This window comes from Ruegeria lacuscaerulensis, assembly GCF_013031245.1.
In the GTDB taxonomy this organism is placed as follows: domain Bacteria; phylum Pseudomonadota; class Alphaproteobacteria; order Rhodobacterales; family Rhodobacteraceae; genus Ruegeria; species Ruegeria lacuscaerulensis_C.
Map to the genome: position 1 here is coordinate 313,806 of NZ_WPZL01000004.1, position 24,093 is coordinate 337,898.

The following is a 24,093-nucleotide window of genomic DNA, read 5'->3' on the forward strand; positions in this document are numbered from 1 at the left end:
TTTTTCTTTGTGGCTACCGGATGCCGGGCAGGAATGTGCCTGGATGCATGATGATATCGAAATGCTGCATCCCTTTTTGCAGATCGAAACTGACCGAATGCCCGGCCTTGCGCAGCAGTTCGGCGTAATCCCGGCTCTGGCGGACGAATTCTGACGTGTCCCGCTCGGCCACTGTCACCCGGTATCGCGGGCCGGGGGCGGGTAAATGCAGATTGGGCGAAAGATCGTGCACCTCGACCGGTGTCAGTTGCAGGGGGTCGTTCACGGGCGTCAGGCTGATCGGTTCCAGATCGTAGACGCCGCTGATCAGAATCACGTCGCGTATACGCAGTCCGGCGCGGGCCAGCGCGTCAGCTGAGGTCGCCATGACCATCGTTGCCAACTGTGCACCGGCGCTGTGCCCGGACAGGGTGATCCGGGACGGATCGAACCCGAGAGATGCGGCCTCGGAGGCCAGCCAGAGCAGCGCATCGCGGCACTCATTGACCATATGGCCCAGCCGCGCATCCGGGGCGAGCGTATAATTCAGCGTGGCAAAAGACTGCTCTGCTTCGACCATTGCCGGGGCCATCATAGCCGACTCGCGCTGGCTGAGTGCCTGCCAATAGCCGCCGTGAATAAAGATGTGCAGTGGCGCGCCTGCCCCCTTCGCGGGAAAGAAGTCCAGAACCTGCGTGGGACTGTCGCCGTAGGCAAGGTTCTCTTTCACCTCCATCTGCGCCCGGTGCCGCGCGCTCAGCGCGGCATAACTGTCGAGATAGGGTGTCAGATCGCCGCCGATCATCGATTTGGGCGAATATTCCTGATCCAGTTCTTCCTGAGAAAACCCCCGGTACAGCATCTCTTACTCCTGATCGGTATACATCAGTTCGGTGCGCATGTCGTAAAGGTCATGGAAGAACCTCAATTCCAAAGCCTTGCGCAAAAAGGCCACGCCGCTCGATCCGCCGGTTCCGGGCTGCATCCCGATTACGCGTTCGACCGCGGTGACGTGATCAAAGCGCCAGCGCTGGAACAGGGATTCCACGTCCATCAGTTTCTCGGCCAATGCATAGAGGTCCCAATACTTGTCCGTGTCGCGGAACACTTTTACCCAGATTTTAACCACGCGCGGATCGCCGGAATAAGGCTGCGCATAATCCCGTTCCAGCAGGTCCTGTGGTACGTCGAATCCCTGACGGGCCAGCATAAACAGCACTTCATCGTAGAGCGACGGTTTGGTCAGGGCTGCGTTCAACATCTCCATGACTTCTGCGTCATGTTCGTGGACCTTCAGGGTCGAGGCATCCTTGTTACCCAGAATGAACTCGATCTGGCGATAACCATAGCTTTGAAAACCCGAAGAATTTCCCAGAGCCTGCCGAAAAGTCATGTAGTCGGCGGGGGTCATGGTCAACAGCGTTTCCCACGCGGAAATGAGCTGTCGCTGAATCGCTTTGACCCGGTCCAGATTCTTCATCGCCGGGCCGAAATCGTCCTGTTGCAGGAACCGGCGTACTTCGATCAGCTGGTGATGCATCAGCTTCAGCCAAAGTTCGCTGACCTGATGGATGATGATGAATAGCATCTCATCGGGCTGGGCAGGGTCCTGAAAGGTCTTTTGCAGGTTCAGCAGGGTCTTGAGCTGAAGGAAATCGCCATAGCTTTTGCGATGGGTCTGCGCGAAATCGGTGACCAGAGTGTCTTCGATTCCGCGCTCCAGAAACCGGTCGTCTTTTTTGTCACCCATTTGCTCCTCCAACGCCTGAGTTCACCCCTGTTTAGGGACTGAACCCGCGTAGTTCCAGAGCGTTAGGTCCAGTCCAGTACAACCTTGCCGGATTGGCCTGACTTCATCGCGGCAAACCCTTCGGCAAACTCATCCACACCAAAACGATGCGTGATCACCCGGCTGACATCCAGACCGTTCTGCAGCATGGCGATCATCTTGTACCAGGTCTCGAACATCTCACGGCCGTAAACGCCCTTGATGGTGATGGCCTTGAACACGATGCGGCTCCAGTCCACCGGGGATTTGCCGGGCGGGATGCCCAGCAGCGCGATCTTGCCACCCATCACCAGCGCTTCGACCATCTGATCCAGTGCGATCTGAGAGCCGGACATCTCAAGGCCGACGTCAAAGCCCTCTTTCATGTCCAGTTCTGCAATCACATCCTGCAGGTCTTCTTTGCTGACATCGACCGGCCGCACGGTTGGAACAACGTGTTCGGCCAGTTTCAGGCGATCCGGGTTGATATCCGTGATCACCACATTCCGTGCCCCGGCATGGCGCGCGACAGCGGCGGCCATAATGCCGATGGGGCCTGCGCCGGTGATCAGAACATCCTCGCCCAGCAAATCAAAGCTGAGCGCGGTGTGCACTGCGTTGCCCAGCGGATCGAGGATGGCGCCGATCTCATCTGGCACATCATCCGGCAGGGGTACCACATTGAAGGCGGGCAACTTCAGATACTGGGCAAAAGCGCCCTGTTCGTTTACGCCAATCCCCCGTGTGCCGGGGTCGAGGTGAAACTTGCCCGCGCGGCTCTGGCGGCTGTCGGTGGTGATCAGGTGACCTTCACCCGAGCAGCGCTGACCGATTTCCAGACCGGTCACATTGCGGCCCATTTCGACGATCTCACCGGCGAATTCATGGCCAGTGATCATTGGGATCGGAACCGTGGCGGCGGCCCAGTCATCCCAGTTCCAGATATGGATGTCGGTGCCGCAGATGCCGGTCTTGTTGACGCGGATCAGAACTTCGTCCGCGTTGATTTCAGGCACCGGGGCCTGGACCATCCACAGACCTTCCTCGGGTTTGGACTTTTCCAGGGCTTTCATCGTGTTGGGTCGCATCAGATCACTCCCAATTCCTTGCCGACCTTGCCAAAGGCGGCCAGTACACGGTCCAATTCATCTTTTGTTAGAGCCGCATTCATCTGGGTTCTGATCCGCGCTTGCCCACGCGGAACGACCGGGAAGAAGAAGCCTGAGACATAGACGCCCTCATCGAACAGGCGAGACGCCATGTCCTGCGCCAATGTGGCCTCACCCAGCATGACCGGGACAATCGGGTGTTCGCCGGGCAGCAGATCAAAGCCCAGCTTCTCAAGCCCTGCGCGCCAGTATTTTGCGTTGCCGAACAATTGGGCACGCAGCATGTCGCCCTCCTCGACCAGACGGATTGCCTCAATCCCTGCGGCGACAATGGATGGCGGCAGCGAGTTTGAGAACAAATAGGGCCGCGCCCGCTGCCGTAGCAGATCAATCACTGGCTGCGGCCCGGCGATGTAACCGCCGATTGCCCCCCCAAGTGCTTTGCCCAGGGTTCCCGTCAGAATGTCCACGTCAACGCCGAAGTGATCCGGCGTTCCTGCGCCGTTCGGCCCCATAAAGCCAGTGGCGTGGCAGTCATCGACCATGACGATGGCATCATATTTGTCGGCCAGCTCGCGAATCTTGGGCAAGTTGGCCAGATAGCCATCCATCGAGAACACGCCATCGGTCGCAATCATGATATGCCGCGCCCCGTCCTCGCGCGCCTGTTTCAGCCAGGCTTCGAGGTCGTTCATGTCGTTGTTCAGATAGCGATAGCGCTTGGCCTTGCATAGACGCACACCGTCGATGATCGAGGCGTGGTTCAGACTGTCTGAAATGATGGCGTCTTCAGGCCCCAACAAGGGCTCAAACAGCCCGCCATTGGCGTCGAAACAGGCAGCGAACAGGATCGAATCGTCCTTGTTCAGAAACTTCGCCAACTTCTGCTCCAACTCGCGGTGAATGTCCTGCGTGCCGCAGATGAACCGGACCGAGGCCATGCCAAACCCCTTGGGCTCCATCGCGCCCTTGGCCGCCTCGATCAGCGCGGGATGATCGGCCAGACCCAGATAGTTGTTGGCGCACAGGTTAATCACCCGGCTGTCGCCCACCGTAATCTCACCGCCCTGAGGCGAGGTGATCATTCGTTCGCGTTTGTACAGGCCTTCGGATTCGATCTGCGCGAGGGTGTCCGTGATGTGGGACAGGAATGCATCAGCCATGGCGGTCTCCGTTTTATCTGAGTCGCGTATCTAACATAACGGATGTAATTCCCAAATGGGGGAAATACAATATAAAAGAAAAAAATCCGTGAAGGCGGAATTTTGCTCGTGTCAGGCGTTTTTGACGATCAGGAAAACACGCGCGGGCCCCTTGGCGACAATCGAATGGGCAACGTCAGCCGCGTAGCGCGCCGTATCGCCTTGGTGCAGGTCGCTGGCGGCTGTGCCCGAAGTCACGCAAACAGCGCCTTCCAGCACGGTTAGTTGTTCCTGGGCGCCGCGTGCATGGGGCTGGCTGTTCAGGGCACCGTCCTTGTCGAACAGGATATCGTAGACTTCGTGGCCGCCAGCCTCTTCGGGCGGGGACAGAATGCGGATGCGGCAGTTCTGGCCCATATTGTCGATGCTGGGCACTTCGGCTTTGCGCAGCACCTCGATCTGGCTGGAGGCGTCGGCCTCTTCCAGCAGGCCCGCGAAATCCACCTGCAGCGCCCGCGTCAGGTTCCAAAGTGTCGAAATGGTCGGGCTGCTTTCGCCCCGTTCGATCTGGCTGACCATCGACCGGGACACACCGCTGAGATTGGCCACGGCTTCAAGCGAAAGTCCCTTGGCCCGGCGCGCCTCTTTCAGGCGGGCGGGCAAACGGGTCAGGATATCGTCTGTGCTTTCCGTCATGACGGAATTTCATGCGTGTTGAGCGGGCAGATGTCAATTCCAACCGTGACGGGACGTCTCAGGCGACAGGGCCATTCTGCAGGTGCATACTGCGGCCAAATTCAGGAGGAGCTACCCATGACCGAAATCGTTATTCTCGACGGCGCCCGCACCGCGATTGGCACCTTTGGTGGTGCCCTGGCCTCGACCGCACCGATTGATCTGGCAACCGTAGCGACAGAAGCCGCGCTAGAACGTTCGGGGGTCGAAGGCGCACAGATCGGTCATGTGGTGTTTGGTCATGTTATCAACACCGAACCCCGCGACATGTACCTGTCGCGGGTCGCGGCGATGCAGGCAGGGATTCCCAATGGCACACCGGCGATGAACGTCAACCGTCTCTGCGGTTCAGGCGCGCAGGCAATTGTATCGGCAGTGCAGTCGCTGATGCTGGGGGATGCCGATATTGCCGTGGCAGGAGGCGCTGAGAGCATGTCACGCAGCCCCTACATCGTTCCCCAGGCGCGCTGGGGTGCGAAGATGGGGGATGTTACCTCACTGGACATGATGTTGGGAGCGCTGAACTGCCCGTTCGGTACCGGCCATATGGGTGTGACGGCCGAGAATGTCGCGGACGAACACCAGATCAGCCGCGAACAGATGGACGAATTCGCTATGACCAGCCAAACCCGCGCGGCGGCCGCCATCGAAGCCGGGTATTTCGACAGCCAGATCGCACCGGTCCAGATCAAGGTCAAAAGGGATATGGTTGATTTCAAGGTGGATGAGCACCCGAAATCGACCACTGCCGAGGCGCTGGCCGGGTTGCGCCCGGTTTTCAAGAAAGATGGGCGCGTGACAGCGGGCAATGCCTCGGGCATCAATGACGGCGCCGCTGCGATGGTGCTAGCGACTGCGGATGCGGCCGAGAAAGCCGGATTGAAGCCCAAGGCGCGCGTGATCGGCTATGCCCATGCAGGAGTGCGTCCCGAGGTGATGGGCATTGGCCCGGTTCCGGCGGTGCAGAACCTGTTTAGGAAAACCGGTTTGTCGGCGGATGATTTCGATGTGATCGAAAGCAACGAAGCTTTTGCCGCGCAAGCGCTGGCCGTCAATCAGGAACTTGGGTTGGACGCCGCGAGAGTGAATCCGAACGGCGGAGCAATTGCATTGGGCCACCCGGTAGGGGCAACAGGAGCAATTATCACCCTGAAAGCGCTCTATGAGCTGGAGCGCACAGGCGGATCAAAGGGTCTGATCACCATGTGCATAGGTGGCGGTCAGGGGATTGCCATTGCCATTGAGCGGCTCTGATCTGAGATCGGTCGGGGGGGGCTGCCCCCCATCTCGCCCAGGCGCGTTTCCCTCAGAAGATTTTGTTGACCCGAAGTAGCAAGCGGGTCGGCGTCAGCCGAGCGCCATAATTGCCAAAGTGACAGCCACGCCTGCAATGGCGCCAATCGCTGCGGGCAGGAGACTCGCGGAAACGCGCCATTTTTTCGGATCGTCTTTTTGCGTCTGCGCGATCAGGGCGTTTTCGACCAAAGCAGGCAGGCGCGGGCCAAAACGGGCGAGGACCATCGCGGTTTTTCCAAAGTCCCGCAGCGCGGCCCTGGGACCGATGGACTGTTTGATATAGTCTTCGACCACAGGGCGGGCGACTTCCCAGATATTGACGCGCGGGTCGAGAGACCGCGCGACCCCTTCAACGACAACCATGGTTCGCTGCAGCAGGATCAATTCGGTCCGGGTTTCCATGCCAAAGCGTTCGGTGACTTCGAACAGGTAGTTCAGCAATCGGCCCATTGAGATATGCGTCGCGTCCATGCCAAAGATAGGCTCACCCACGGCACGCAGGGCCCGGGCGAATTCGTCTACATCCTGATTGGCGGGAACGTAGCCAGCTTCAAAATGGACCTCGGCCACGCGCTTGTAGTCACGGCGGATGAAGCCAAAGAGGATCTCGGCATAGACCCGGCGGGTGTATTCGTCGATATGGCCCATGATGCCATAGTCATAGGCAATGATGTCGCCATTTGCAGCGACCTTCAGGTTGCCCTGGTGCATGTCCGCGTGAAAATAACCATCGCGCAGGGCGTGTTGCAAGAACAGACGCAGGACCCGTTCGCCCAAACCGTGCCGGTCGTGCCCTGCGGCATCCAACGCGGTGTTGTCCCCCAATGGAACGCCATCCGCCCAACTGAGCGTCATCACGCGGCGTGCTGACAGGGACCAGACAACCGGTGGCAACCAGAAGCCTTCGTCATCCTTGGTGTTGGCGGCATATTCCGAGGCGGCGGCACTTTCCAGTCGCAGGTCCAACTCGCCCCGGACAATTCCGTCAAAGTGTTCGATTACATCCATCGGGCGCAAGCGACGCGCGCCGGGGGCGAACAACTCGACGATTCGGGCAGCGAAATAGAAGGCGTCCACGTCCTTGCGGAAGGCGCGTTCGATGCCGGGGCGCAGGACCTTGACGGCCACATCCTCGCCCGTGCTCGTCAGTTTGGCCTTGTGGACCTGAGCAATCGAAGCAGCCGCTATCGGGTCGCTGAATTCAGAGAACATGTCCGAAACCGGTTGACCCAGTTCCTTTTCCACCTCGGCCATGGCTTCGTCGCGCGAAAAGGGCGGCAGCTTGTCCTGCAGAACGCGCAATTGCTCGGCCAGTTCATCGCCGACCACATCGGGGCGGGTGGACAGAACCTGTCCGAACTTAATGTAGGCCGGGCCCAGCGCGGTCAGGGCGCGGGTGGCGGGCGGCATCCCGGGGTCGCCCTTGTATCCCAGCCATTGGAACGGCTTGCCCAGCGTATGCGCCACGATTCGCAAAAGGCGCGGCGCTTCGAATGCGTCCAGAACCACGTTCATGGCACCGGTGCGCTCCAATGTAGCGCCTGTGCGGATCAGGCGGATGATGTTGTGAGGACCTCGCATATGTCAGATCTTCCAGCCGGAATGCAGCGCGGCGATGCCCATGCTGAGGTTGCGGTATTTGGCGTTTTCAAAGCCGGCCGTGCGGATCATGTTCAGGAAGGTTTCCTGATCCGGGAATTTGCGGATCGATTCCACCAGATACTGATAGCTGTCATAGTCACCAGCGATCAGTTTCCCCATGCGGGGGATGACGTTGAAACTGTAAAGGTCATAGAGCTTTTGCAGCCCGTCATTCGGCAACTGGCTGAATTCCAATACCATCAGGCGACCACCGGGCTTGAGTACGCGGAACGCCTCGTTCAGCGCCTCTTGCGGGCGGGTCACGTTCCGGATGCCGAACGAAATGGTATAAACGTCAAACGTGTTGTCCTCGAAGGGCAGGGCCATCGCATCACCTACCACCCAGTTCAGGCTGTCGACCATCTGATCGGCTTCGGCGCGCTGGCGGCCTTCGACCAGCATCGGCTCGGTCAGGTCCAGAACGGTGGCATGACCATGACCAGCGCGCTTTAGAAAGCGGAAAGAGATATCGCCGGTACCGCCCGCCACATCCAGCAGACGCTGACCGGGGCGCGGGGCCAGCCAGTCCATCATCGCGTCTTTCCAGACCCGGTGGATGCCCATCGACATCACATCGTTCATCACGTCATATTTCGAGGCGACCGAGTTGAACACGCCCTGAACGCGCCCGGCCTTGTCGGCCTCGCGCACGGTTTCGAACCCGAAATGAGTGGTCTTGTCGCTGTTGTCGGACATAAGCCTTGCCGTTTGTCGAATTTCGCCTCTGTTATAGGGCTCTGGAACCGGGGCACAATGCGGCCCTTTGGAATAGGAGCCGTGTAATGCCGGAATTGCCCGAGGTCGAGACAGTAAGACGCGGCCTCAGCCCTGCGATGGAGGGGGTTGTGATCGAACGGGCTGACGTGAATCGTCCTGATCTGCGCTGGCCCTTCCCGGACCGGATGGATGAACGATTGGCAGGGCAGCGTGTGGACCAGTTGCGGCGGCGGTCGAAATACATTCTGGCCGATCTCAGCAGCGGTGAGACCTTGCTGATCCACCTGGGCATGTCCGGACGGATGACGGTGTCCGGTGATCCTCTGGGGCAATTCGCGCATAAGCATCCGATGCCGGAAAAACACGATCACGTGGTGTTCCACATGGCCAATGGCGCGCGGGTGACGTTCAACGACCCGCGCCGGTTCGGGGCTATGGACCTGTTGCCAACGGCCACGGCCGAAGACCATAAACTGTTGTCGGTTCTCGGGCCGGAACCTTTGGGCAATGATTTTCACGAACAACATCTGATCGATGCGTTCCGCGGAAAGAACTCGCCGGTCAAATCTGCCCTGCTGGATCAGGGAATCGTTGCCGGATTGGGCAATATCTACGTTTGCGAGGCGCTTTATCGCGCCGGTGTGTCGCCACGTCGCAAAGCCGGACAAATTTCTGCGGCCCGTGTTGCCGCGTTGGTTCCGATCATCCGGCAGGTGCTGCAGGACGCGATCGAGGCGGGCGGGTCTTCGTTGCGGGATTTCCGCCAAGCTGATGGAGAACTTGGATATTTTCAGCATAGCTTTGATGTTTACGGTCGCGAGGGGGACCCCTGCCGCACCGACGGTTGTGACGCCCTAATCAAGAGAATCACCCAGTCCGGACGCTCATCCTTCTATTGCGCGCAATGCCAAAGATAGCTTGATCCAAGTTTTTCGCGTGGTAAGGAAACGTACCTGAACGGAACAACCGGAAGCTTATACCTCATGGCTTTTGAGACGATCATCGTCGAAATCGAAGACCACGTCGCCCTTATCAAGCTCAACAGACCCGACGCGATGAATGCGTTGAACACCCAGTTGCTGGGGGAGTTGTGCGAGGCGCTTGAAGACGCTGACCAGAACGACAAGGTGCGCTGCATCGTCATCACCGGCTCGGACAAGGCGTTTGCCGCGGGCGCGGACATCAAAGAGATGTCCGAGATGAGTTTTGTCGATGTGTTCAACATCAACCTTTTCGCAGATGCAAATGACCGGGTCACTGCAATTCGCAAGCCGATTATTGCGGCGGTCGCGGGATATGCGCTTGGCGGCGGGTGTGAGTTGGCCATGCTGTGCGATTTCATCATTGCTGCCGATACCGCCAAATTCGGTCAGCCTGAAATCAATCTCGGTGTTATTGCAGGTTTGGGCGGAAGCCAGCGTCTGACCCGCTTTGTCGGCAAGTCCAAATCGATGGACATGAATCTGACCGGGCGTTTCATGGATGCTGAAGAAGCCGAGCGTTCGGGGCTGGTCAGCCGCGTTGTTCCGGCGAAGAAGCTGATCGAAGAGGCCATCGGCGCGGCCCAGAAAATTGCCGAGAAATCGCAGCTGACGGCGATGGCGGCAAAAGAGGCGGTGAACCGCAGCTATGAATTGCCGCTAAGCGAAGGAATGCTGTTCGAACGGCGCGTATTCCATTCGATGTTTGCAACCGAAGACCAGAATGAAGGCATGGCGGCCTTCCTGGAAAAACGGGCAGCGCAGTTCCGGGACAAATAATCTGGCCCGGCAGCGCAGAAGGACAGGCGGGTTCCGGCCCGCCTTTTTCATATCTGCCATACACAATGGAAGAATCCGCTTGGCAAACCCCGCCAACTTGGATATTGAGCGCCGCTATACATGCGCGTGCGGCCCGCTTGGCCCGACTCACACTCGTGATTTCTGATCCGGTGCGGATATTCCGTGGCGCGCAACCCTAGATAACCGTACCGAACAAAGGTCAGAGATTCACATGGCAAATTCGCCCCAGGCTAAAAAGCGCGCTCGTCAGAACGAGAAGCGTTTCGCAATCAACAAAGCACGTCGTTCGCGCATCCGCACCTATCTGCGTAAAGTCGAAGAAGCGATCGCGTCCGGTGACAAAGACGCCGCAACGGCAGCCCTGCGCGCCGCTCAGCCCGAGCTGATGCGCGGCGTCACCAAAGGTGTCTTCCACAAGAACACGGCTGCCCGCAAAATGTCGCGCCTGTCGTCACGCGTCAAAGCGCTGGGCTAACGCCCAAGTTGACCCTAGGTCAATAAAAGCAAGGCTTAATTGTCAAAAGAAGCGCCACAACCTGTGGCGCTTTTTTTATGCTGTTGCCGGAATGCCGCGTCTTCACGAACCCGAGAGATTCTTTCGGCCAAAGACCCGAGTCAACATCAGAGTTTCGTTGCCGTGAGCCGTGGCCTCTTGTTACCACTGAGTCAGCGATTCACTCGCTTGGGGGGACAGGCTGTTTCTCCGATCTTACTGACGGGCATCAGGACGGTCGGGAAACGAATGTCGGCAACCGGTCAAGGCCGGTTTGTTGATCTGCTATGGGTCTTGGGGCAACCGAGGATCCGTGCCCTGTCAGAAAATAGATTGCGACGCGCAACCCGGTTTCTGGGATGTCCTTTATTTTGGATATCAAACTGCCGGCAGTGCTGACTTTCGGGAACAGTCCCGCCAGATCCATGCGGTTTGGCGCAGGGTATCCTATTGCGTGTGAATGCGGAAACCGGGGGACCGGGACATATTAATAAGGCCGACAGGCCAATAAAGAATGGGATGCGTGAGGCGCTTGATGACACAAGAGAAATGGGGACTACTACGCAATAAACTGCTCAAAGCGATCGGACGAAACAACTATACCACCTGGATCGAACCTCTTGAGTTCCAGGAGCTTCAGGATGGTGTAGCCGTGTTTTCCGTGCCGACGAATTTCATGGGCAATTACGTTAGTCAGAACTTTGCGGATCTCATATTGTACGAGATGAATACCGCAGGGGAATCAGTGCAGCGCCTTGCGTTTCGCGTTGCCGCAAATTCTCCGGTACGCCCAGCTATTGACGCGACCACGGCAGCGGCGCAGGTGGTCACTGAGGAGAAGCCTAAGCCACAGCTGGTCGAGTCGGGGAATGATGCCCTCGAATCCCTGCAGGCCGCACCTCTGGATGCACGCTTCACCTTCGACAGCTTTGTGGTCGGTAAACCGAACGAACTGGCCCATGCGGCCGCGCGCCGTGTTTCGGAAGGTGGTCCCGTCACCTTTAACCCGTTGGTCCTCTATGGCGGTGTTGGTCTGGGTAAAACGCACCTGATGCACGCCATCGCATGGGAGCTGAAAACAAAGCGCCCCGATCTGAACGTGCTCTATCTGTCGGCGGAACAATTTATGTACCGCTTTGTGCAGGCTCTGCGCGAGCGCCGGATGATGGATTTCAAACACCTGTTCCGTTCGGTCGATGTTCTGATGGTCGATGACGTTCAGTTCATCGCCGGCAAGGATTCGACTCAGGAGGAGTTTTTCCACACGTTCAACGCGCTGGTGGACCAGAACAAGCAGATCATCATTTCGGCCGACCGCGCGCCGGGTGAGATCAAGGATCTCGAAGACCGGGTGAAATCGCGCCTGCAATGCGGCCTCGTCGTGGACCTGCATCCGACTGATTACGAATTGCGCCTGGGTATCCTGCAGAACAAGGTTCAGCAGTACAGCAATACATATCCTGATCTGACCATCGCCGATGGCGTGCTGGAATTTCTGGCCCATCGTATCTCGACCAACGTGCGCGTGCTGGAAGGCGCCCTGACCCGTCTGTTCGCCTTTGCCTCGCTGGTCGGACGTGAGATCGACATGGAGTTGACGCAGGATTGTCTGGCCGACGTGCTGCGCGCATCCGAGCGTAAGATCACCGTCGAAGAGATTCAGCGCAAAGTGTCGGATTACTACAATATTCGTCTGTCCGACATCATCGGCCCCAAGCGCCTGCGGTCCTACGCCCGCCCGCGTCAGGTGGCGATGTATCTGTGCAAGCAACTGACCAGCCGGTCCCTGCCCGAGATTGGCCGCCGCTTTGGCGGGCGTGACCACACCACTGTCATGCATGGTGTCAAACGCATCGAAGAACTGAAATCGACCGACGGTCAGATCGCGGAAGACGTGGAAATGCTTCGCCGGTCGCTGGAAGCCTGAATTCCACCCCCCCTACCACTCAGGTAACGCCCCGGACCCTCACGCCCGGGGCGTTTTCTTGTGCGCTCTAGTCCACGATTGGGAAGGAACTGTGCCCGTGAGGCCACGTGACCCTTGACGCTTTGGGCAATCCGACCCAGAAATCCGTAAAAAATCCTTGTGCCTCAGGGTGGAACCGCTAACGTGCCAGTCCCGCCCATTTCGGCACGCAAGTCAGAGGAATTGAGGGTATGAAGATCAGCATCGAACGCGGCACCCTTCTCAAGGCCGTTTCGCAGGCCCAATCCGTTGTAGAACGTCGCAATACAATTCCCATACTTGCCAACGTCCTGATTGAGGCCGAGGGCGATCAAGCCCAGTTCCGTGCCACCGATCTGGATATCGAGGTGGTCGACAAGGCACCGGCACAGGTCGAGAAGGCGGGCGCCACAACTGTTGCGGCGACAACCCTGCATGAGATCGTACGAAAGCTGCCGGATGGCGCTTTGGTAACGCTGACTGCCGACAGTGCCGCGGGGCGTTTGACGGTTGAGGCCGGGCGTTCGAACTTCTCTCTTGCGACGCTGCCTAAAGAGGATTTCCCGGTGATGGCGTCCTCGGAGTACCAATCGAACTTTACGGCCTCGGCGGCGTTGCTGCGCCGGTTGTTCGACAAATCGAAATTCGCCATCTCGACCGAAGAGACCCGGTATTATCTGAACGGCGTCTATATGCACGTGGCGGATGGACCTGAAGGCGGCAAGGTGCTGCGCTGCGTGGCCACCGATGGGCACCGCCTGGCGCGGATCGATGCGGATTTGCCGGATGGCGCGGCGGACATGCCAGGTGTGATCGTGCCGCGCAAAACCGTGGGCGAGCTGCGCAAGCTGCTGGACGATGATGAGATGGATATCGCCGTGTCGGTCAGCGAAACCAAGGTGCGTTTTGCAACGCCGGATATCACGCTGACTTCGAAAGTGATCGACGGTACCTTCCCCGACTACACACGGGTGATTCCGCAAGGCAACACACGACAGTTGGAAGTGGACGCGGCAGAATTTGCGCAGGCGGTGGATCGCGTGGCAACGGTTTCGTCCGAACGGTCGCGCGCCGTGAAACTGCAGCTGGATGCCGACAAGTTGGTTTTGTCAGTGAATGCACCGGATAGTGGTGCAGCCGAAGAAGAACTGGCCGTCGCCTATGGCGACGAGCGGCTGGAGATCGGATTCAACGCCAAGTACCTGCTAGAGATCGCCTCGCAGGTGGATCGGGAAAATGCGGTGTTCCTGTTCAACTCGGCAGGGGATCCGACCCTGATGCGCGAAGGCAATGATCAGAGCGCGGTTTACGTTGTCATGCCGATGCGCGTCTGATCGCGCTGGCGCGCGATGCCTCCGGCGGGAGTATTTTTGAAAAGATGAAGGGAGGGGTCATGGCTTTGGCCCTGACCGAGCTTACGGTCTCGCATTTTCGGTCTCACAAGCTGGCGCGGTTGGCGCTGGATGGGCGGCCAGTGGCCATTCATGGGCCAAACGGGGCGGGTAAAACCAATTTCCTTGAAGCTGTGTCTTTATTCTCGCCCGGGCGTGGCCTGCGGCGGGCAAGCGCGGCCGAGATGACCCGGCGGCCCGAGGCGCTGGGATGGAAACTGTCCGGGTTGTTGCGGGCGCAGAACCAGAACTATGAGATCGAGACCTGGTCAGAAGGCGGCGCTGCGCGGCAGGTTCGGATTGACGGCAAGGCAGCCAGCCAGATTGATCTGGGCAAGCTCGCGCGTGTGGTCTGGCTGATCCCGTCAATGGACCGACTGTGGATCGAAGGGGCCGAAGGACGGCGCCGGTTCCTGGACCGGATCGCACTAAGCTTTGATCCGGCCCATGCCGAGGCGTCACTTGCATACGAAAAGTCGATGCGGGAACGGAACCGCTTATTGAAAGAGCAGGTGCGGGATGCCCATTGGTATACGGCGCTGGAAGGACAGATGGCCGAGACGGGGCACCGGATACATGCGGCGCGGATGTCGGCACTGGATCATTTGCGCGCAGCTCAGGATCAGGCCGAAACGACTTTTCCGTCTGCTCAGTTGGAACTTATCCAAACTGAAGGTGCGATGCCTGAAACTGCGGACGACCTGCGCGGGGCGTTGAGTGAAAGTCGCTTTCGCGATCTTGCGGCTGGGCGGACGCTGGTCGGGCCGCATCGATCTGATCTGTGTGGCGTATTCGCGGCCAAAGGCGTGCCCGCCAGGGATTGTTCGACCGGAGAGCAAAAGGCGTTGCTGGTTTCGCTGATCCTGTCCAACGCACGAGCTTTGGCCGGTAGGATTGGCGCGCCACCGATTGTTTTGCTGGATGAGGTGGCCGCGCATCTGGATGCAGGACGGCGGGCGGCGCTATATGATGAGATCTGCGCGCTGGGGGCTCAGGCCTGGATGACGGGCACCGGGCCTGAACTGTTTGCGGAACTGGGCGACCGGGTCCAGACGCTGGTCGTCACCGAAGGCGATGGCGGCTCGGTCGTGTCGTCCTAGGCAGGCTCGGCGACTTTGCGTTTCCAGAGCAAAGGGTGAAAAACTTCATCCACCGGCGTTTGCGCCATGTGGTTGACGTAGTTCGACATGGTTTTCTGTGCCAGACCCAGAACCACGTCCAGAACCGCGCGATGCGAATAGCCCGCGTCAAAAAAGACTTGCAGTTGCTCGTCCGTCACGTTGCCGCGCTGGTTCATAATCTGCAGAGTAAAGGTGCGCAGCGCCTCAAGCCTGGCGTTGGGCAGTGGGGTCTCGTCACGAAGCGCGTTGGAGATTTCGTCCGAAACCTTCATCATCCTGGCGATGCCGGTATGGGCGGGTACGCAGTAATGGCATTCGTTTTCTACGTTGATGGTCTGCCAGACGACGGTTTTCTCGTCATTGTCGAAATCGGTCTGCAGGAACAATTGGTGCAGAAGCTGATAGCCTTCCAGATGCTGCGGGCTTTCGGCCATCACCTTATGCAGGCCGGGCAGGCGACCAAAAGCAGCCTGAGATTTTTCCAGCAGCGGCTTGGACTCTTCGGGGGCAGATTCGAGGTCGTGCGAGGGAAAGTTGGCCATGTCGGAACTCCTTTTTCTGGCGGATGAGTTCGAAATAGTCTTTCTTGAGTGATCGCTCAAGTATATATTTGAGCGAACGTTCAAGAATTGGTGAAGCAAATGCCTCGCAAACCCGCATATGATCGAGACGCGCTGATCGTGAAAGCCAGAGACATCTTCTGGCGCCAGGGTTGGGCTGGGACATCGCTGAAGGATCTGGAGCGTGAGTTGGATCTCAAGCCGGGCAGTTTCTATGCGGCTTTTGGATCCAAGGATGCGCTTTATGCGCTGACGCTGGAAAGATACGCGCAAGATGGCGTGGCACGCCTTTTGGTGCTGGCCGATGAACTGGGGCCCCTCGAGGCGCTCAAGGCGCAGCCGAGGGCTGTGGTCGATTCCACTCAAATGCCCGTGCGGGCCTGTATGTTGGCCAAGACCTATGCCGAGTTGCAGGCGAAAGGCCACGATCTCGCTGAACAGGCGAGCAAGCACATGGTCGAAATGAAGGCGTGTTTTTCCACGCTGTTTCATCGGGCACAACAGGCCGGTGAAATTGGCTCGGGTCGTGATCCGGACCGTCTTGCCGCGCGGTATCAATCCGACCTTTTAGGCCTGCGTTTGTCGGCCGAGCGCAGCGATGTGAATGCGGCTGAAATTGCGGCAGATATCGCCGCAGACCTTGATCGGCTATGACCTGCAGGAAATGCCAAAACCGACCACAAAATGTTGGGGGATCGCGTGACATTCCCCACCAGAAAACGTATAAGTTACCAAAATAATATAGGTACTAACGGCATGTCCGAAGACGCACAGGCACCACAAGAATATGACGCGGATTCTATCAAGGTTCTCAAAGGCTTGGAGGCTGTCCGCAAGCGCCCCGGTATGTATATCGGCGATACCGATGATGGCTCGGGTCTGCACCACATGGTGTACGAGGTCGTGGACAACGGAATTGACGAGGCCTTGGCCGGTCACGCCGACCATGTAACGGTGAAAATTCACGCCGATTCCAGCGTCTCGGTCAGTGACAACGGCCGCGGAATTCCGGTGGATATCCATCCCGAAGAGGGTGTTTCCGCCGCCGAGGTTATCATGACCCAGCTGCACGCGGGCGGTAAGTTCGACAGCAACTCGTACAAGGTGTCGGGCGGTCTGCATGGCGTGGGTGTTTCGGTGGTGAATGCGCTGTCGGACTGGTTGGAGTTGCGCATCTGGCGCAAGGGCAAGGAACACGTCGCCCGCTTTGAAGGCGGTGAAACAGCCGAACACCTGAAAGTCGTAGGCGAATGTGGCGATCGCACAGGGACCGAAGTGCGCTTTCTGGCCTCGACCAACACGTTTTCGAATCTCGAATACTCGTTCGAGACACTGGAAAAACGTCTGCGCGAACTGGCCTTCCTGAACTCGGGCGTGCGGATCATCCTGATCGACGAGCGCCCAGCGGAGCGGCTGGAGACCGAGCTGTTCTACGAGGGCGGCGTCAAAGAATTCGTCAAATATCTGGACCGTTCGAAAACAGCCGCAATGCCTGAGCCGATTTACATCAAGGGTGAGCGCGACGATATCGGCGTTGAAATCGCCATGTGGTGGAATGACAGTTATCACGAGACGGTGCTGCCCTTTACCAACAACATCCCGCAGCGCGATGGCGGCACCCACGTGGCCGGTTTCCGCGGTGCCCTGACCCGGACGATCAACAACTACGCGCAATCCAGCGGGATCGCCAAGAAAGAGAAGGTCAGCTTTACCGGCGATGATGCCCGCGAAGGTCTGACCTGTGTGCTGTCGGTCAAAGTGCCCGATCCGAAATTCTCGTCGCAGACCAAGGACAAGCTGGTCAGCTCCGAAGTTCGCCCGGCGGTCGAAGGGATGGTGAACGAAAAACTGGCCGAATGGTTCGAAGAAAACCCCAACGAGGCCAAGACCATCGTCGGCAAGATCATCGAAGCCGCTCTGGCTCGCGAAGCCGCCCGTAAGGCTCGCGAACTGACCCGCCGCAAGACAGCGATGGATGTGAACTATCTGGCGGGTAAGCTGAAAGATTGTTCCGAGAAAGATCCCTCCAAGACCGAAGTCTTCCTGGTCGAGGGGGACTCGGCCGGTGGATCTGCGCAGACAGGTCGGGACCGGCTGACGCAGGCTGTTCTTCCCCTGCGCGGGAAAATCCTGAACGTCGAACGGGCGCGGTTTGACCGGATGCTGTCGTCGCAGGAAATCGGCAACCTAGTCATGGCGTTGGGTACCGGGATAGGGCGCGATGAATTCAATGTCGAAAAGCTGCGCTACCACAAGATCGTCATCATGACCGATGCGGACGTGGACGGCGCGCATATCCGCACGTTGCTGCTGACCTTCTTCTATCGTCAGATGCCGGAACTGATCGAGGGCGGATATCTCTATATCGCGCAGCCGCCACTGTATAAAGTATCGCGTGGCAAGTCCGAAGTGTATCTGAAAGATCAGGCGGCGCTAGATGATTACCTGATCAATCAAGGGGTTGAAGGCGCAGTTCTGAAACTTGGATCGGGCGAGGAGATCATCGGTCAGGACCTGACCCGCATCGTCGATGAGGCGCGTCAACTGAAACGCGTGCTGGATGCCTTCCCGACCCATTACCCGCGTCACATTCTGGAACAGGCCGCAGTGGCCGGGGCCTTTGTGCCCGGTGCCGTGGATGCCGACCTTCAGGGGGTGGCTGACAAGGTTGCAGCGCGGCTCGACTTGATCGCACTGGAATATGAGCGTGGCTGGCAGGGTAGGATCACCCAGGATCACGGCATCCGCCTGGCACGTATCCTGCGCGGCGTGGAGGAAGTCCGCACGCTGGATGGCCCGATGCTACGCTCAGGCGAGGCGCGCAAAACCGGCAGCTTCACGCAAAGCCTGCAAGAGGTCTACAACACTCCTGCCACCCTGGTCCGCCGTGACCGCAACCAGGTAATCCACGGCCCGCTGGAGCTTCTGCGCGCCATTCTGGAAGAGGGTGAAAAAGGGCTGTCTTTGCAACGCTACAAAGGTCTGGGAGAGATGAATCCGGATCAATTGTGGGAAACCACGTTGGACCCTGACGCGCGTACACTCTTGCAGGTTCGCGTTGATGACATGGTCGAAGCCGATGATCTGTTCACCAAGCTAATGGGTGATGTGGTAGAACCCCGCCGCGAGTTCATCCAGCAAAACGCCCTGAGCGTTGAGAACTTGGACTTTTAGCGTGTTGTAGGATCCCCATAATCGCTCGCGATGCCCATAGGATCGCTGATTTGGCGTGCATACAACGATCTCAGTAACACCTGCATTCAATTGGCGATCAAATTTCCTTCCATCAGGGAAGAAGAACTTCGTTTGTTGCTTGTTCTTCGGTTTGGTTGTCCCAAGCTTGAATTGGGCCGTCTGCTACAGACCCTGAAACTGAACATCAGTGGTGCCTTTGGACAATTTTTTGAACGCCGCCTTGTGCTTGATGGGCATCGAGGCCATATTCACAGCCGGGTGAACCCCTGACCTGTCGCTGGGTCAAACCTTCTTTCATTCTTGGTGGTTGAACTTCAATCACACAAAGCTAAACAACTTCGATCAATCAGATCCTGGGTTGTGTGTAATCGGCGACTGCGACTCCCTGGAGAACTGTTATGATCGAAACGAAGATCAAATTCCATTTTTGCGAAACCGACCTGCCGTTACTGAAAGCGGCTGCCGAGCTGCATCATCGGGCCATTTCGCCTACACATCGTCTTGAAATTCTGGCCCGAGGATGCGGCTTTAGGACCTTGGCATCGCTTAAGGCGTCTCTCAACCATTCGCGTGGCAGTGAGATTGAGTTTGACCTTGACCCCGCCGCAGCATTTGAATTCGCAAACGAGCGTGGACACAGTTTCACAGCTTTCGACCTTTATGCCGTGCTCGCTACAGCCGCTCGGCCGAAAGTTGCCCGGGAAAACCCACTTCTTTACAATTGGGGTTTTGGGTTGGGGTGTTTGGAGCCTAAGCGAAACGAACGCGAGCAGATCATCGCAGGGTTGCCCATCCAAGAGCGGTGGAGCGCCGTGCAAAACGCAATCCAAAAAGACCTGAGTGAGCGCCGGATAGAACTTATGCAGATCCAACCTCAGCGTGAATTTCTTCAAGCCTTAGCATTCACCTCGTGCATCAAACCACTCAAGAATCCAAACATGCGTCACGCAAGTTACGGCTTGAAACAAATCGCCGAAAAACTTGCGTTTTCTTTGCTTGGGGAAGTTCTGCTTTCAGAGAGTTATGTCAGCAACACCAATCTGATTGCTGCCGCGCTTTTTTCAGGGTTCCACGCTCACTCTCCGGAGTATGTGCAGGGCTATTTCAATAGTAGCCCTAACCCAGAGTTCAATATGGCAGAGCGGCCGATCAAACCTTTGATCGAAGAGCGTGATAGAAGGCGCCGCGCTGCATGACATAAAGAACAGGAGAGGCCTGCCTGGCCTCTCCACATATGGGGTTGTTTTAAGGATACGCATCCATCACGCGCTCTAGGTCGGGAGAATGCCTCGCAATTAGAGAGAAAATCCGTTCAAACCCACGGTAGTTTAGCCAACCAGGATTTGGCTGCTTTGATTGACAAACGTGTCTCATCGTCAGCGTGAGATAACAACCACAAATCCCGCGTCATGCCTGACTTCGACGGCTCTGTGCCGATGCAACGAAACCTTTTGTCCGCGCCGTAGACCAGCTTCGGCAGGACAGCTTTCCCATAGCCTCTTGCCGTTGCCTCCAGAGCGGTATCGATGTCCGAAACCCGGAAACTGCTTGGGCGCTGTTTGAGGTGCTTTCGAAGCTCCTCTGTCCATCGCGCTTGCGGAAGGGATGCGGATGCGTCGTCATAGCAAATCCAGTCAGCACCATCCTGCTGTTCCGGTGTCAGCTGCGATCCGCAATACGCATCAAACCCCAATTCGCCGAGTTTTTTGGCCTTTGTCGCCAAACCGCCCTGTTCGGGGCGGGAGAAACGGATGGCCAAATCGGCCTCGCGTTTTGTCAGGTCGATGTTTCGCGATTCAGGAACCAGCTCGACGGTCAGGTGGGGATGCTTGTCGCCCAGCTTTCCGAGGTGAGGCAGAATAACGTGATTGATGATCACGGGAACGGCGCTGATCCTGATCGTGCCTCCAACCTGGCGGGAGGACTGATCCAGATGCTCTCTTAGCGCCGTGTTTTCGCGTTCCATGGTTTCAGCGTGATCGAGTATTTGCTGCGCTGCTTCCGCCAACTGGTGCCGACCCGCTTCATTTCGAACAAAGAGGGTCGTTCCCAGCGCCTGTTGCAGCCGTTTCAAACGCCGTGTGACCGTCGTTTCATTCACACCGCACCGCCGTGCCGCATCCGACAGCGTGCCTGTTCTGTGCAGCGCGAGCAGATATTTGAAGTCATCCCAATCATGATCCTGCATTGTTGCAGATTAGGATGGCAAAATGACTTTTCCAAACAGCAAATTTGCCCTGCCATAATCACTTGGCACAGCAAAATGAGGATCCTAAATGAAATTCGTTGTCTTGTTTGAAGATGCAGCTGATGCCGATCCCGGTATTCGGGCGGCTCACATGAAAGAGCATATCGCTTTCCTCGAAGACAACGCCGAGGCCGTGGAAGCCGCCGGACCACTGACGGGCGGCGAGAACAGAGGGCGCGATGGTCTTTGGATCGTTGAGGCAGAGGATCAAAGTGAGGTCGAGAAGCTGATCCACGCCGATCCGTTTTGGCCGACGGGTCTCAGGGCCTCCTTTTCCATTCTGCCCTGGAAGCAGGTTTACCGGGACGGCAGGGGGTTGATCTCTTCCTGAGGTTTGCGAGGGACCGTCTACTATTCAGTTCCGATTGCCAGCATGAGCAGCAGAGCACACGGCGATTGTTGATTTCGTTCAGATCACCTTTTCGCATGAGATATCAACGGGCGGTATCTGCAATTTTCAGCCGCCGCCTGGCTCCGTCAGCTTCTGGCGAAGTCCTTACCAAACATGGCTCTGGGCCTCGTTTTGGATTATGGTCTCAGAATGGACAGCAAGCTCCAATCTCTCAGCCGCGCCGACCTGATTGCACTTCTGCGCAAGTTTGTTCCTGCAGACGAATTGGAGCGCTGTCTGGACGATTTGCTGAAACAGAAAATCAAAAGATCAAATGTTTGGTGTCGTGACAGCGCAGAAGCAGTGGCTGAAGAAGCTGTTGCCGCTTCAGCAGTGGGTGCCATTCTTGAAAGGATTGAGGATGGCCGCCACCCAAATTTCGACGTTCCAGGCGCGCTGAAACCCAAAAGGGATGCTCTGACGGAGGCAATCGAGACAGATACCGATGCAACGACCGAGGGCGAGGAGGATGCTTGATTGCTGGTGACCAAGGGCAAGCAATTGACGGAGCTTGTATCATTGCCACCGCATTGCCGATTTCAATAGTGCAGCTTGTGCTTGTGGTGAGCGACAAGACTACTGAAACTGGACAATTGGAAGCTGAAGAAGGAGCCTAAGCATCCGCTGTTAAGAACCGCGTGCCGATACCAGCCTTCGCAAGATCTGCCTGCAGTGCTCCTCGGTCTTCCACGGTCCGCAGGTGAATGGCGGCCTGACCATCTTTTAAGAAACCCTCCAGGCAACGCTTCGCCTTGAGCATGGAGGCACCCCGACGTGCCAAGGCTATCGCGGCCGACGGCACTTGCGCTTCACTGCCCCGCTTTCGGATCAGGGCAGTGTTTTCTGACGAACCGGACCGCACCTGGTCGATTTCCCTGACAGCACCCAGACATTCGAACCGCTGTTTCAAAGATGGATTGCTCACGACCGTTGCCCTCCATCGCCATGTTCATTCAGTAAGCCCGCTGGGTTAAGGTGCCCGTCCGTTTTGCAAGTATCGCGGTCAGATTAGAAACCCAGGTATTGCGCAGGGACGAAATCCGTCAACCAAACCGCATTGTCCGCCCGATAGAACGCATAACCGTCCCGATGCATACTGCCAGTTTCAATCCGAATGACGGTCGGTTTACCGGGCCGTTGCCCTACCTTTTCAGCGGTTTCAGGATCAGGAGAAAGGTGGACCTGTTGCCGCCTTCCGGGATTCAGACCTTCGCTGAAAATGCTGTCCAGAATTGATCTGGCAGTGCCATGATACAGGATTTCCGGCGGCGCTATGGCTTCGAGACCCAAGTCAACATCGACCGAGTGTCCCTGAGCCGCGCGAATGAGTGTCCCATCGTCCGAGATTGTGAACCGCCTTTTATCGTTGTCCTGTACGATTTTGCGCAGCTCCGCGACATTCAGCGGCTGACCGATACGTTTCATTCCGCGTAAAAGATCGTCAATACGCGCCCAGCCGCCCGGCATAAGGGTCAGTCCGACGAGTTCAGGCTCGTGACGCAGGATCCTTGAAAGAGTCTTGCTTTGTTTCGACATGATCGGCGCTTCCGATTTTTGCTGCATTTGGACGGTTCTGGCCCGGATGTGTCAACATGCGATTGGCGGGATTGACCGGCTTTACGCGTATCCCTTGTCAGTCATGTTTGGCGATGACGCTGCAACGGGTGCCCGGACAGGCAATTTTTAGTAGCATGGCACCGATTTGGAGGGGTTGGTTGGGAAAGGAATCAGTATGAGCGTCGAAGAACTGAAGCAAGAGATTTTGGGGGAGAGGCCAGAACTCAAAGAGCTTCTCGCGCAAAATCAAGAGAAGACGGACCTTGCCCTGGAGCTCTTGAAACTGAGAAAGCTGGCGGGGTTCACGAAAGAAGCGCTGTCGGATGTCTCGGGATTCTCCGTCGAACAGATCGATCGGCTTGAGGCGCCGTCCGGTGATCTGCCTTCCAAGAGCGAGGTAGAGTGCTATAAAACGTCTTGCTGGCGGTATTCCGGGCGTTGATCATGACGGGCCGCCGAATGGAAGTTGTCGGTGCAGATATCACTGCCGGTCTCGGGCTCAACGCTAGGGGATAGAGGCGCGTGAACGCGCATCAGCGTCGGTTCGGCGAGTTGCCGCTGGTCGAAGACTTGACCCGCGCGGACGTTGGGAACATCATCGCCTCGGTAAGAGAGTTGAAACAAGACAATGGGATGAGCTGAGCAGTGCTTTTGGACAATCTCAGATGGATCGGGCTGATGCTCGTCGCGGTCGGCGTGTTCGCCGCTGCTCTGCTTTTGTCCGGCGGTGTCGCTGAGGCCCATGGAAAACATGAGCCCTCCGTGGTTTCCGTCGAAGTCCAAACGCACGCTGAACATTCCGCAAAGGACCACCAGGTCCATTGTCACGGTGGGGCGTTCTGCAGCGGTCCTGCGATCGTCCAACTGTCGAATCTGAACGCGGGTTTATTGGGATGCAGCGAACGGTATGGCCTGCCGCGCGCGACGAAGGGCATCCCGGTGGTTTCGAATTTTGATCCGCCGCCACCCAAAGCCCTGATCTGATCCGTATCCGCACACGCCCTTTGGCGTGATGAGATAAATC

Annotated in this window: 26 protein-coding genes; 15 read left to right on the forward strand and 11 right to left on the reverse strand. The window is 57.6% G+C overall.

Annotation, left to right across the window (positions count from 1 at the left end):
* Window positions 1–13 precede the first annotated feature (13 nt).
* The 5 genes from GOX66_RS08010 to GOX66_RS08030 all read right to left on the reverse strand — a co-directional run bounded on the left by GOX66_RS08010 (window position 14) and on the right by GOX66_RS08030 (window position 4,694).
* Window positions 14–841: an alpha/beta hydrolase gene (locus tag GOX66_RS08010; protein ID WP_170761367.1), complete on the reverse strand. Its 828-nt coding sequence runs from the start codon at window positions 839–841 to the stop codon at window positions 14–16.
* Between the two features lie 3 nt (window positions 842–844).
* Window positions 845–1,729, reverse strand: coding sequence for a tryptophan 2,3-dioxygenase (locus GOX66_RS08015; RefSeq protein ID WP_170761369.1), 885 nt, complete (start codon window positions 1,727–1,729; stop codon window positions 845–847).
* 62 nt (window positions 1,730–1,791) lie between these two features.
* Window positions 1,792–2,820: an L-threonine 3-dehydrogenase gene (tdh, locus tag GOX66_RS08020; protein WP_170761456.1), complete on the reverse strand. Its 1,029-nt coding sequence runs from the start codon at window positions 2,818–2,820 to the stop codon at window positions 1,792–1,794.
* A gap of 14 nt (window positions 2,821–2,834) precedes the next feature.
* A complete protein-coding gene (locus GOX66_RS08025) occupies window positions 2,835–4,019 on the reverse strand; it encodes a glycine C-acetyltransferase (RefSeq protein WP_170761371.1) in 1,185 nt (394 codons plus the stop codon).
* Window positions 4,020–4,130: 111 nt separating this feature from the next.
* Window positions 4,131–4,694, reverse strand: coding sequence for a helix-turn-helix domain-containing protein (locus GOX66_RS08030; RefSeq protein ID WP_170761373.1), 564 nt, complete (start codon window positions 4,692–4,694; stop codon window positions 4,131–4,133).
* A 117-nt stretch (window positions 4,695–4,811) separates the two neighbouring features.
* Between GOX66_RS08030 and GOX66_RS08035 the strand changes: the two genes are divergently transcribed.
* Window positions 4,812–5,987 (forward strand): acetyl-CoA C-acyltransferase family protein, encoded by a 1,176-nt coding sequence (locus GOX66_RS08035; protein WP_170761375.1) that lies wholly within the window; start codon window positions 4,812–4,814, stop codon window positions 5,985–5,987.
* Between the two features lie 93 nt (window positions 5,988–6,080).
* Here GOX66_RS08035 and ubiB read toward each other — a convergent pair whose 3' ends face one another.
* Together ubiB and ubiE are read right to left on the reverse strand one after the other, a co-directional pair.
* Window positions 6,081–7,610, reverse strand: coding sequence for a 2-polyprenylphenol 6-hydroxylase (gene ubiB / locus GOX66_RS08040; RefSeq protein WP_170761377.1), 1,530 nt, complete (start codon window positions 7,608–7,610; stop codon window positions 6,081–6,083).
* A 3-nt stretch (window positions 7,611–7,613) separates the two neighbouring features.
* The gene (ubiE, locus tag GOX66_RS08045) at window positions 7,614–8,366 is read right to left on the reverse strand and encodes a bifunctional demethylmenaquinone methyltransferase/2-methoxy-6-polyprenyl-1,4-benzoquinol methylase UbiE (RefSeq protein WP_170761379.1); all 753 of its coding nucleotides are present in this window, start codon (window positions 8,364–8,366) and stop codon (window positions 7,614–7,616) included.
* 86 nt (window positions 8,367–8,452) lie between these two features.
* On the opposite strand from ubiE, the gene mutM reads away from it, so the two are divergent.
* From mutM to recF, 6 genes are all read left to right on the forward strand, one after another.
* Entirely contained in the window at window positions 8,453–9,304 is an 852-nt protein-coding gene (mutM, locus tag GOX66_RS08050) for a bifunctional DNA-formamidopyrimidine glycosylase/DNA-(apurinic or apyrimidinic site) lyase (RefSeq protein ID WP_170761381.1), read from the forward strand.
* A gap of 66 nt (window positions 9,305–9,370) precedes the next feature.
* Window positions 9,371–10,147, forward strand: coding sequence for an enoyl-CoA hydratase (locus GOX66_RS08055; protein WP_170761383.1), 777 nt, complete (start codon window positions 9,371–9,373; stop codon window positions 10,145–10,147).
* Between the two features lie 232 nt (window positions 10,148–10,379).
* Window positions 10,380–10,643, forward strand: coding sequence for a 30S ribosomal protein S20 (gene rpsT, locus GOX66_RS08060; protein WP_152459792.1), 264 nt, complete (start codon window positions 10,380–10,382; stop codon window positions 10,641–10,643).
* Between the two features lie 553 nt (window positions 10,644–11,196).
* Window positions 11,197–12,588: a chromosomal replication initiator protein DnaA gene (gene dnaA / locus GOX66_RS08065; RefSeq protein WP_170761385.1), complete on the forward strand. Its 1,392-nt coding sequence runs from the start codon at window positions 11,197–11,199 to the stop codon at window positions 12,586–12,588.
* Window positions 12,589–12,818: 230 nt separating this feature from the next.
* Entirely contained in the window at window positions 12,819–13,940 is a 1,122-nt protein-coding gene (gene dnaN / locus GOX66_RS08070; protein WP_170761387.1) for a DNA polymerase III subunit beta, read from the forward strand.
* A 59-nt stretch (window positions 13,941–13,999) separates the two neighbouring features.
* On the forward strand, window positions 14,000–15,097 hold the full coding sequence (gene recF / locus GOX66_RS08075; protein ID WP_170761389.1) for a DNA replication/repair protein RecF: 1,098 nt from the start codon (window positions 14,000–14,002) through the stop codon (window positions 15,095–15,097).
* On the opposite strand, the gene GOX66_RS08080 is transcribed toward recF, so the two are convergent.
* Window positions 15,094–15,660, reverse strand: coding sequence for a carboxymuconolactone decarboxylase family protein (locus GOX66_RS08080; RefSeq protein ID WP_170761391.1), 567 nt, complete (start codon window positions 15,658–15,660; stop codon window positions 15,094–15,096). The two genes, recF and GOX66_RS08080, sit on opposite strands and share 4 nt — an antisense overlap.
* A gap of 99 nt (window positions 15,661–15,759) precedes the next feature.
* Here GOX66_RS08080 and GOX66_RS08085 point away from each other — a divergent pair, with 99 nt between their 5' ends.
* The 3 genes from GOX66_RS08085 (at window position 15,760) to GOX66_RS08095 (ending at window position 20,069) form a co-directional block, all read left to right on the forward strand.
* A complete protein-coding gene (locus GOX66_RS08085; protein ID WP_170761393.1) occupies window positions 15,760–16,332 on the forward strand; it encodes a TetR/AcrR family transcriptional regulator in 573 nt (190 codons plus the stop codon).
* A gap of 102 nt (window positions 16,333–16,434) precedes the next feature.
* Entirely contained in the window at window positions 16,435–18,852 is a 2,418-nt protein-coding gene (gyrB, locus tag GOX66_RS08090; protein WP_170761395.1) for a DNA topoisomerase (ATP-hydrolyzing) subunit B, read from the forward strand.
* 419 nt (window positions 18,853–19,271) lie between these two features.
* A complete protein-coding gene (locus tag GOX66_RS08095) occupies window positions 19,272–20,069 on the forward strand; it encodes a hypothetical protein (RefSeq protein ID WP_170761397.1) in 798 nt (265 codons plus the stop codon).
* A gap of 116 nt (window positions 20,070–20,185) precedes the next feature.
* Here the strand turns inward: GOX66_RS08095 and GOX66_RS08100 are convergent, their stop codons facing one another.
* Window positions 20,186–21,061, reverse strand: a complete 876-nt coding sequence (locus GOX66_RS08100; protein ID WP_170761399.1) for a LysR family transcriptional regulator — start codon at window positions 21,059–21,061, stop codon at window positions 20,186–20,188.
* Window positions 21,062–21,149: 88 nt separating this feature from the next.
* On the opposite strand from GOX66_RS08100, the gene GOX66_RS08105 reads away from it, so the two are divergent.
* From GOX66_RS08105 to GOX66_RS08115, 3 genes are all read left to right on the forward strand, one after another.
* On the forward strand, window positions 21,150–21,452 hold the full coding sequence (locus GOX66_RS08105; RefSeq protein ID WP_170761401.1) for a YciI family protein: 303 nt from the start codon (window positions 21,150–21,152) through the stop codon (window positions 21,450–21,452).
* 210 nt (window positions 21,453–21,662) lie between these two features.
* Window positions 21,663–21,989 (forward strand): hypothetical protein, encoded by a 327-nt coding sequence (locus tag GOX66_RS08110; RefSeq protein ID WP_170761403.1) that lies wholly within the window; start codon window positions 21,663–21,665, stop codon window positions 21,987–21,989.
* Window positions 21,986–22,129, forward strand: coding sequence for a hypothetical protein (locus GOX66_RS08115; protein WP_170761405.1), 144 nt, complete (start codon window positions 21,986–21,988; stop codon window positions 22,127–22,129). The genes GOX66_RS08110 and GOX66_RS08115 overlap by 4 nt, the downstream gene beginning before the upstream one ends.
* On the opposite strand, the gene GOX66_RS08120 is transcribed toward GOX66_RS08115, so the two are convergent.
* Together GOX66_RS08120 and GOX66_RS08125 are read right to left on the reverse strand one after the other, a co-directional pair.
* Entirely contained in the window at window positions 22,126–22,437 is a 312-nt protein-coding gene (locus tag GOX66_RS08120; protein WP_170761407.1) for a hypothetical protein, read from the reverse strand. The two genes, GOX66_RS08115 and GOX66_RS08120, sit on opposite strands and share 4 nt — an antisense overlap.
* Before the next feature lie 83 nt (window positions 22,438–22,520).
* On the reverse strand, window positions 22,521–23,048 hold the full coding sequence (locus GOX66_RS08125; RefSeq protein ID WP_170761409.1) for an RNA 2'-phosphotransferase: 528 nt from the start codon (window positions 23,046–23,048) through the stop codon (window positions 22,521–22,523).
* A 196-nt stretch (window positions 23,049–23,244) separates the two neighbouring features.
* Between GOX66_RS08125 and GOX66_RS08130 the strand changes: the two genes are divergently transcribed.
* Both GOX66_RS08130 and GOX66_RS08135 read left to right on the forward strand, forming a co-directional pair.
* Window positions 23,245–23,511, forward strand: a complete 267-nt coding sequence (locus GOX66_RS08130) for a helix-turn-helix domain-containing protein (RefSeq protein WP_170761410.1) — start codon at window positions 23,245–23,247, stop codon at window positions 23,509–23,511.
* Between the two features lie 203 nt (window positions 23,512–23,714).
* Window positions 23,715–24,053, forward strand: coding sequence for a hypothetical protein (locus GOX66_RS08135; protein WP_170761411.1), 339 nt, complete (start codon window positions 23,715–23,717; stop codon window positions 24,051–24,053).
* Window positions 24,054–24,093 lie beyond the last annotated feature (40 nt).

Bases quoted from the DNA above. Each gene is read 5' to 3' on its own strand.
- recF (WP_170761389.1), top strand. From the start codon at position 14,000: ATGGCTTTGGCCCTGACCGAGCTTACGGTCTCGCATTTTCGGTCTCAC.
- rpsT (WP_152459792.1), top strand. From the start codon at position 10,380: ATGGCAAATTCGCCCCAGGCTAAAAAGCGCGCTCGTCAGAACGAGAAG.
- GOX66_RS08130 (WP_170761410.1), top strand. From the start codon at position 23,245: ATGAGCGTCGAAGAACTGAAGCAAGAGATTTTGGGGGAGAGGCCAGAA.
- dnaN (WP_170761387.1), top strand. From the start codon at position 12,819: ATGAAGATCAGCATCGAACGCGGCACCCTTCTCAAGGCCGTTTCGCAG.
- GOX66_RS08025 (WP_170761371.1), bottom strand. From the start codon at position 4,019: ATGGCTGATGCATTCCTGTCCCACATCACGGACACCCTCGCGCAGATC.
- tdh (WP_170761456.1), bottom strand. From the start codon at position 2,820: ATGAAAGCCCTGGAAAAGTCCAAACCCGAGGAAGGTCTGTGGATGGTC.
- gyrB (WP_170761395.1), top strand. From the start codon at position 16,435: ATGTCCGAAGACGCACAGGCACCACAAGAATATGACGCGGATTCTATC.
- GOX66_RS08085 (WP_170761393.1), top strand. From the start codon at position 15,760: ATGCCTCGCAAACCCGCATATGATCGAGACGCGCTGATCGTGAAAGCC.
- mutM (WP_170761381.1), top strand. From the start codon at position 8,453: ATGCCGGAATTGCCCGAGGTCGAGACAGTAAGACGCGGCCTCAGCCCT.
- dnaA (WP_170761385.1), top strand. From the start codon at position 11,197: ATGACACAAGAGAAATGGGGACTACTACGCAATAAACTGCTCAAAGCG.
- GOX66_RS08035 (WP_170761375.1), top strand. From the start codon at position 4,812: ATGACCGAAATCGTTATTCTCGACGGCGCCCGCACCGCGATTGGCACC.
- GOX66_RS08010 (WP_170761367.1), bottom strand. From the start codon at position 841: ATGCTGTACCGGGGGTTTTCTCAGGAAGAACTGGATCAGGAATATTCG.
- GOX66_RS08030 (WP_170761373.1), bottom strand. From the start codon at position 4,694: ATGACGGAAAGCACAGACGATATCCTGACCCGTTTGCCCGCCCGCCTG.
- ubiE (WP_170761379.1), bottom strand. From the start codon at position 8,366: ATGTCCGACAACAGCGACAAGACCACTCATTTCGGGTTCGAAACCGTG.
- GOX66_RS08110 (WP_170761403.1), top strand. From the start codon at position 21,663: ATGGACAGCAAGCTCCAATCTCTCAGCCGCGCCGACCTGATTGCACTT.
- GOX66_RS08015 (WP_170761369.1), bottom strand. From the start codon at position 1,729: ATGGGTGACAAAAAAGACGACCGGTTTCTGGAGCGCGGAATCGAAGAC.
- GOX66_RS08125 (WP_170761409.1), bottom strand. From the start codon at position 23,048: ATGTCGAAACAAAGCAAGACTCTTTCAAGGATCCTGCGTCACGAGCCT.
- GOX66_RS08055 (WP_170761383.1), top strand. From the start codon at position 9,371: ATGGCTTTTGAGACGATCATCGTCGAAATCGAAGACCACGTCGCCCTT.
- GOX66_RS08095 (WP_170761397.1), top strand. From the start codon at position 19,272: ATGATCGAAACGAAGATCAAATTCCATTTTTGCGAAACCGACCTGCCG.
- GOX66_RS08080 (WP_170761391.1), bottom strand. From the start codon at position 15,660: ATGGCCAACTTTCCCTCGCACGACCTCGAATCTGCCCCCGAAGAGTCC.
- ubiB (WP_170761377.1), bottom strand. From the start codon at position 7,610: ATGCGAGGTCCTCACAACATCATCCGCCTGATCCGCACAGGCGCTACA.
- GOX66_RS08105 (WP_170761401.1), top strand. From the start codon at position 21,150: ATGAAATTCGTTGTCTTGTTTGAAGATGCAGCTGATGCCGATCCCGGT.
- GOX66_RS08100 (WP_170761399.1), bottom strand. From the start codon at position 21,061: ATGCAGGATCATGATTGGGATGACTTCAAATATCTGCTCGCGCTGCAC.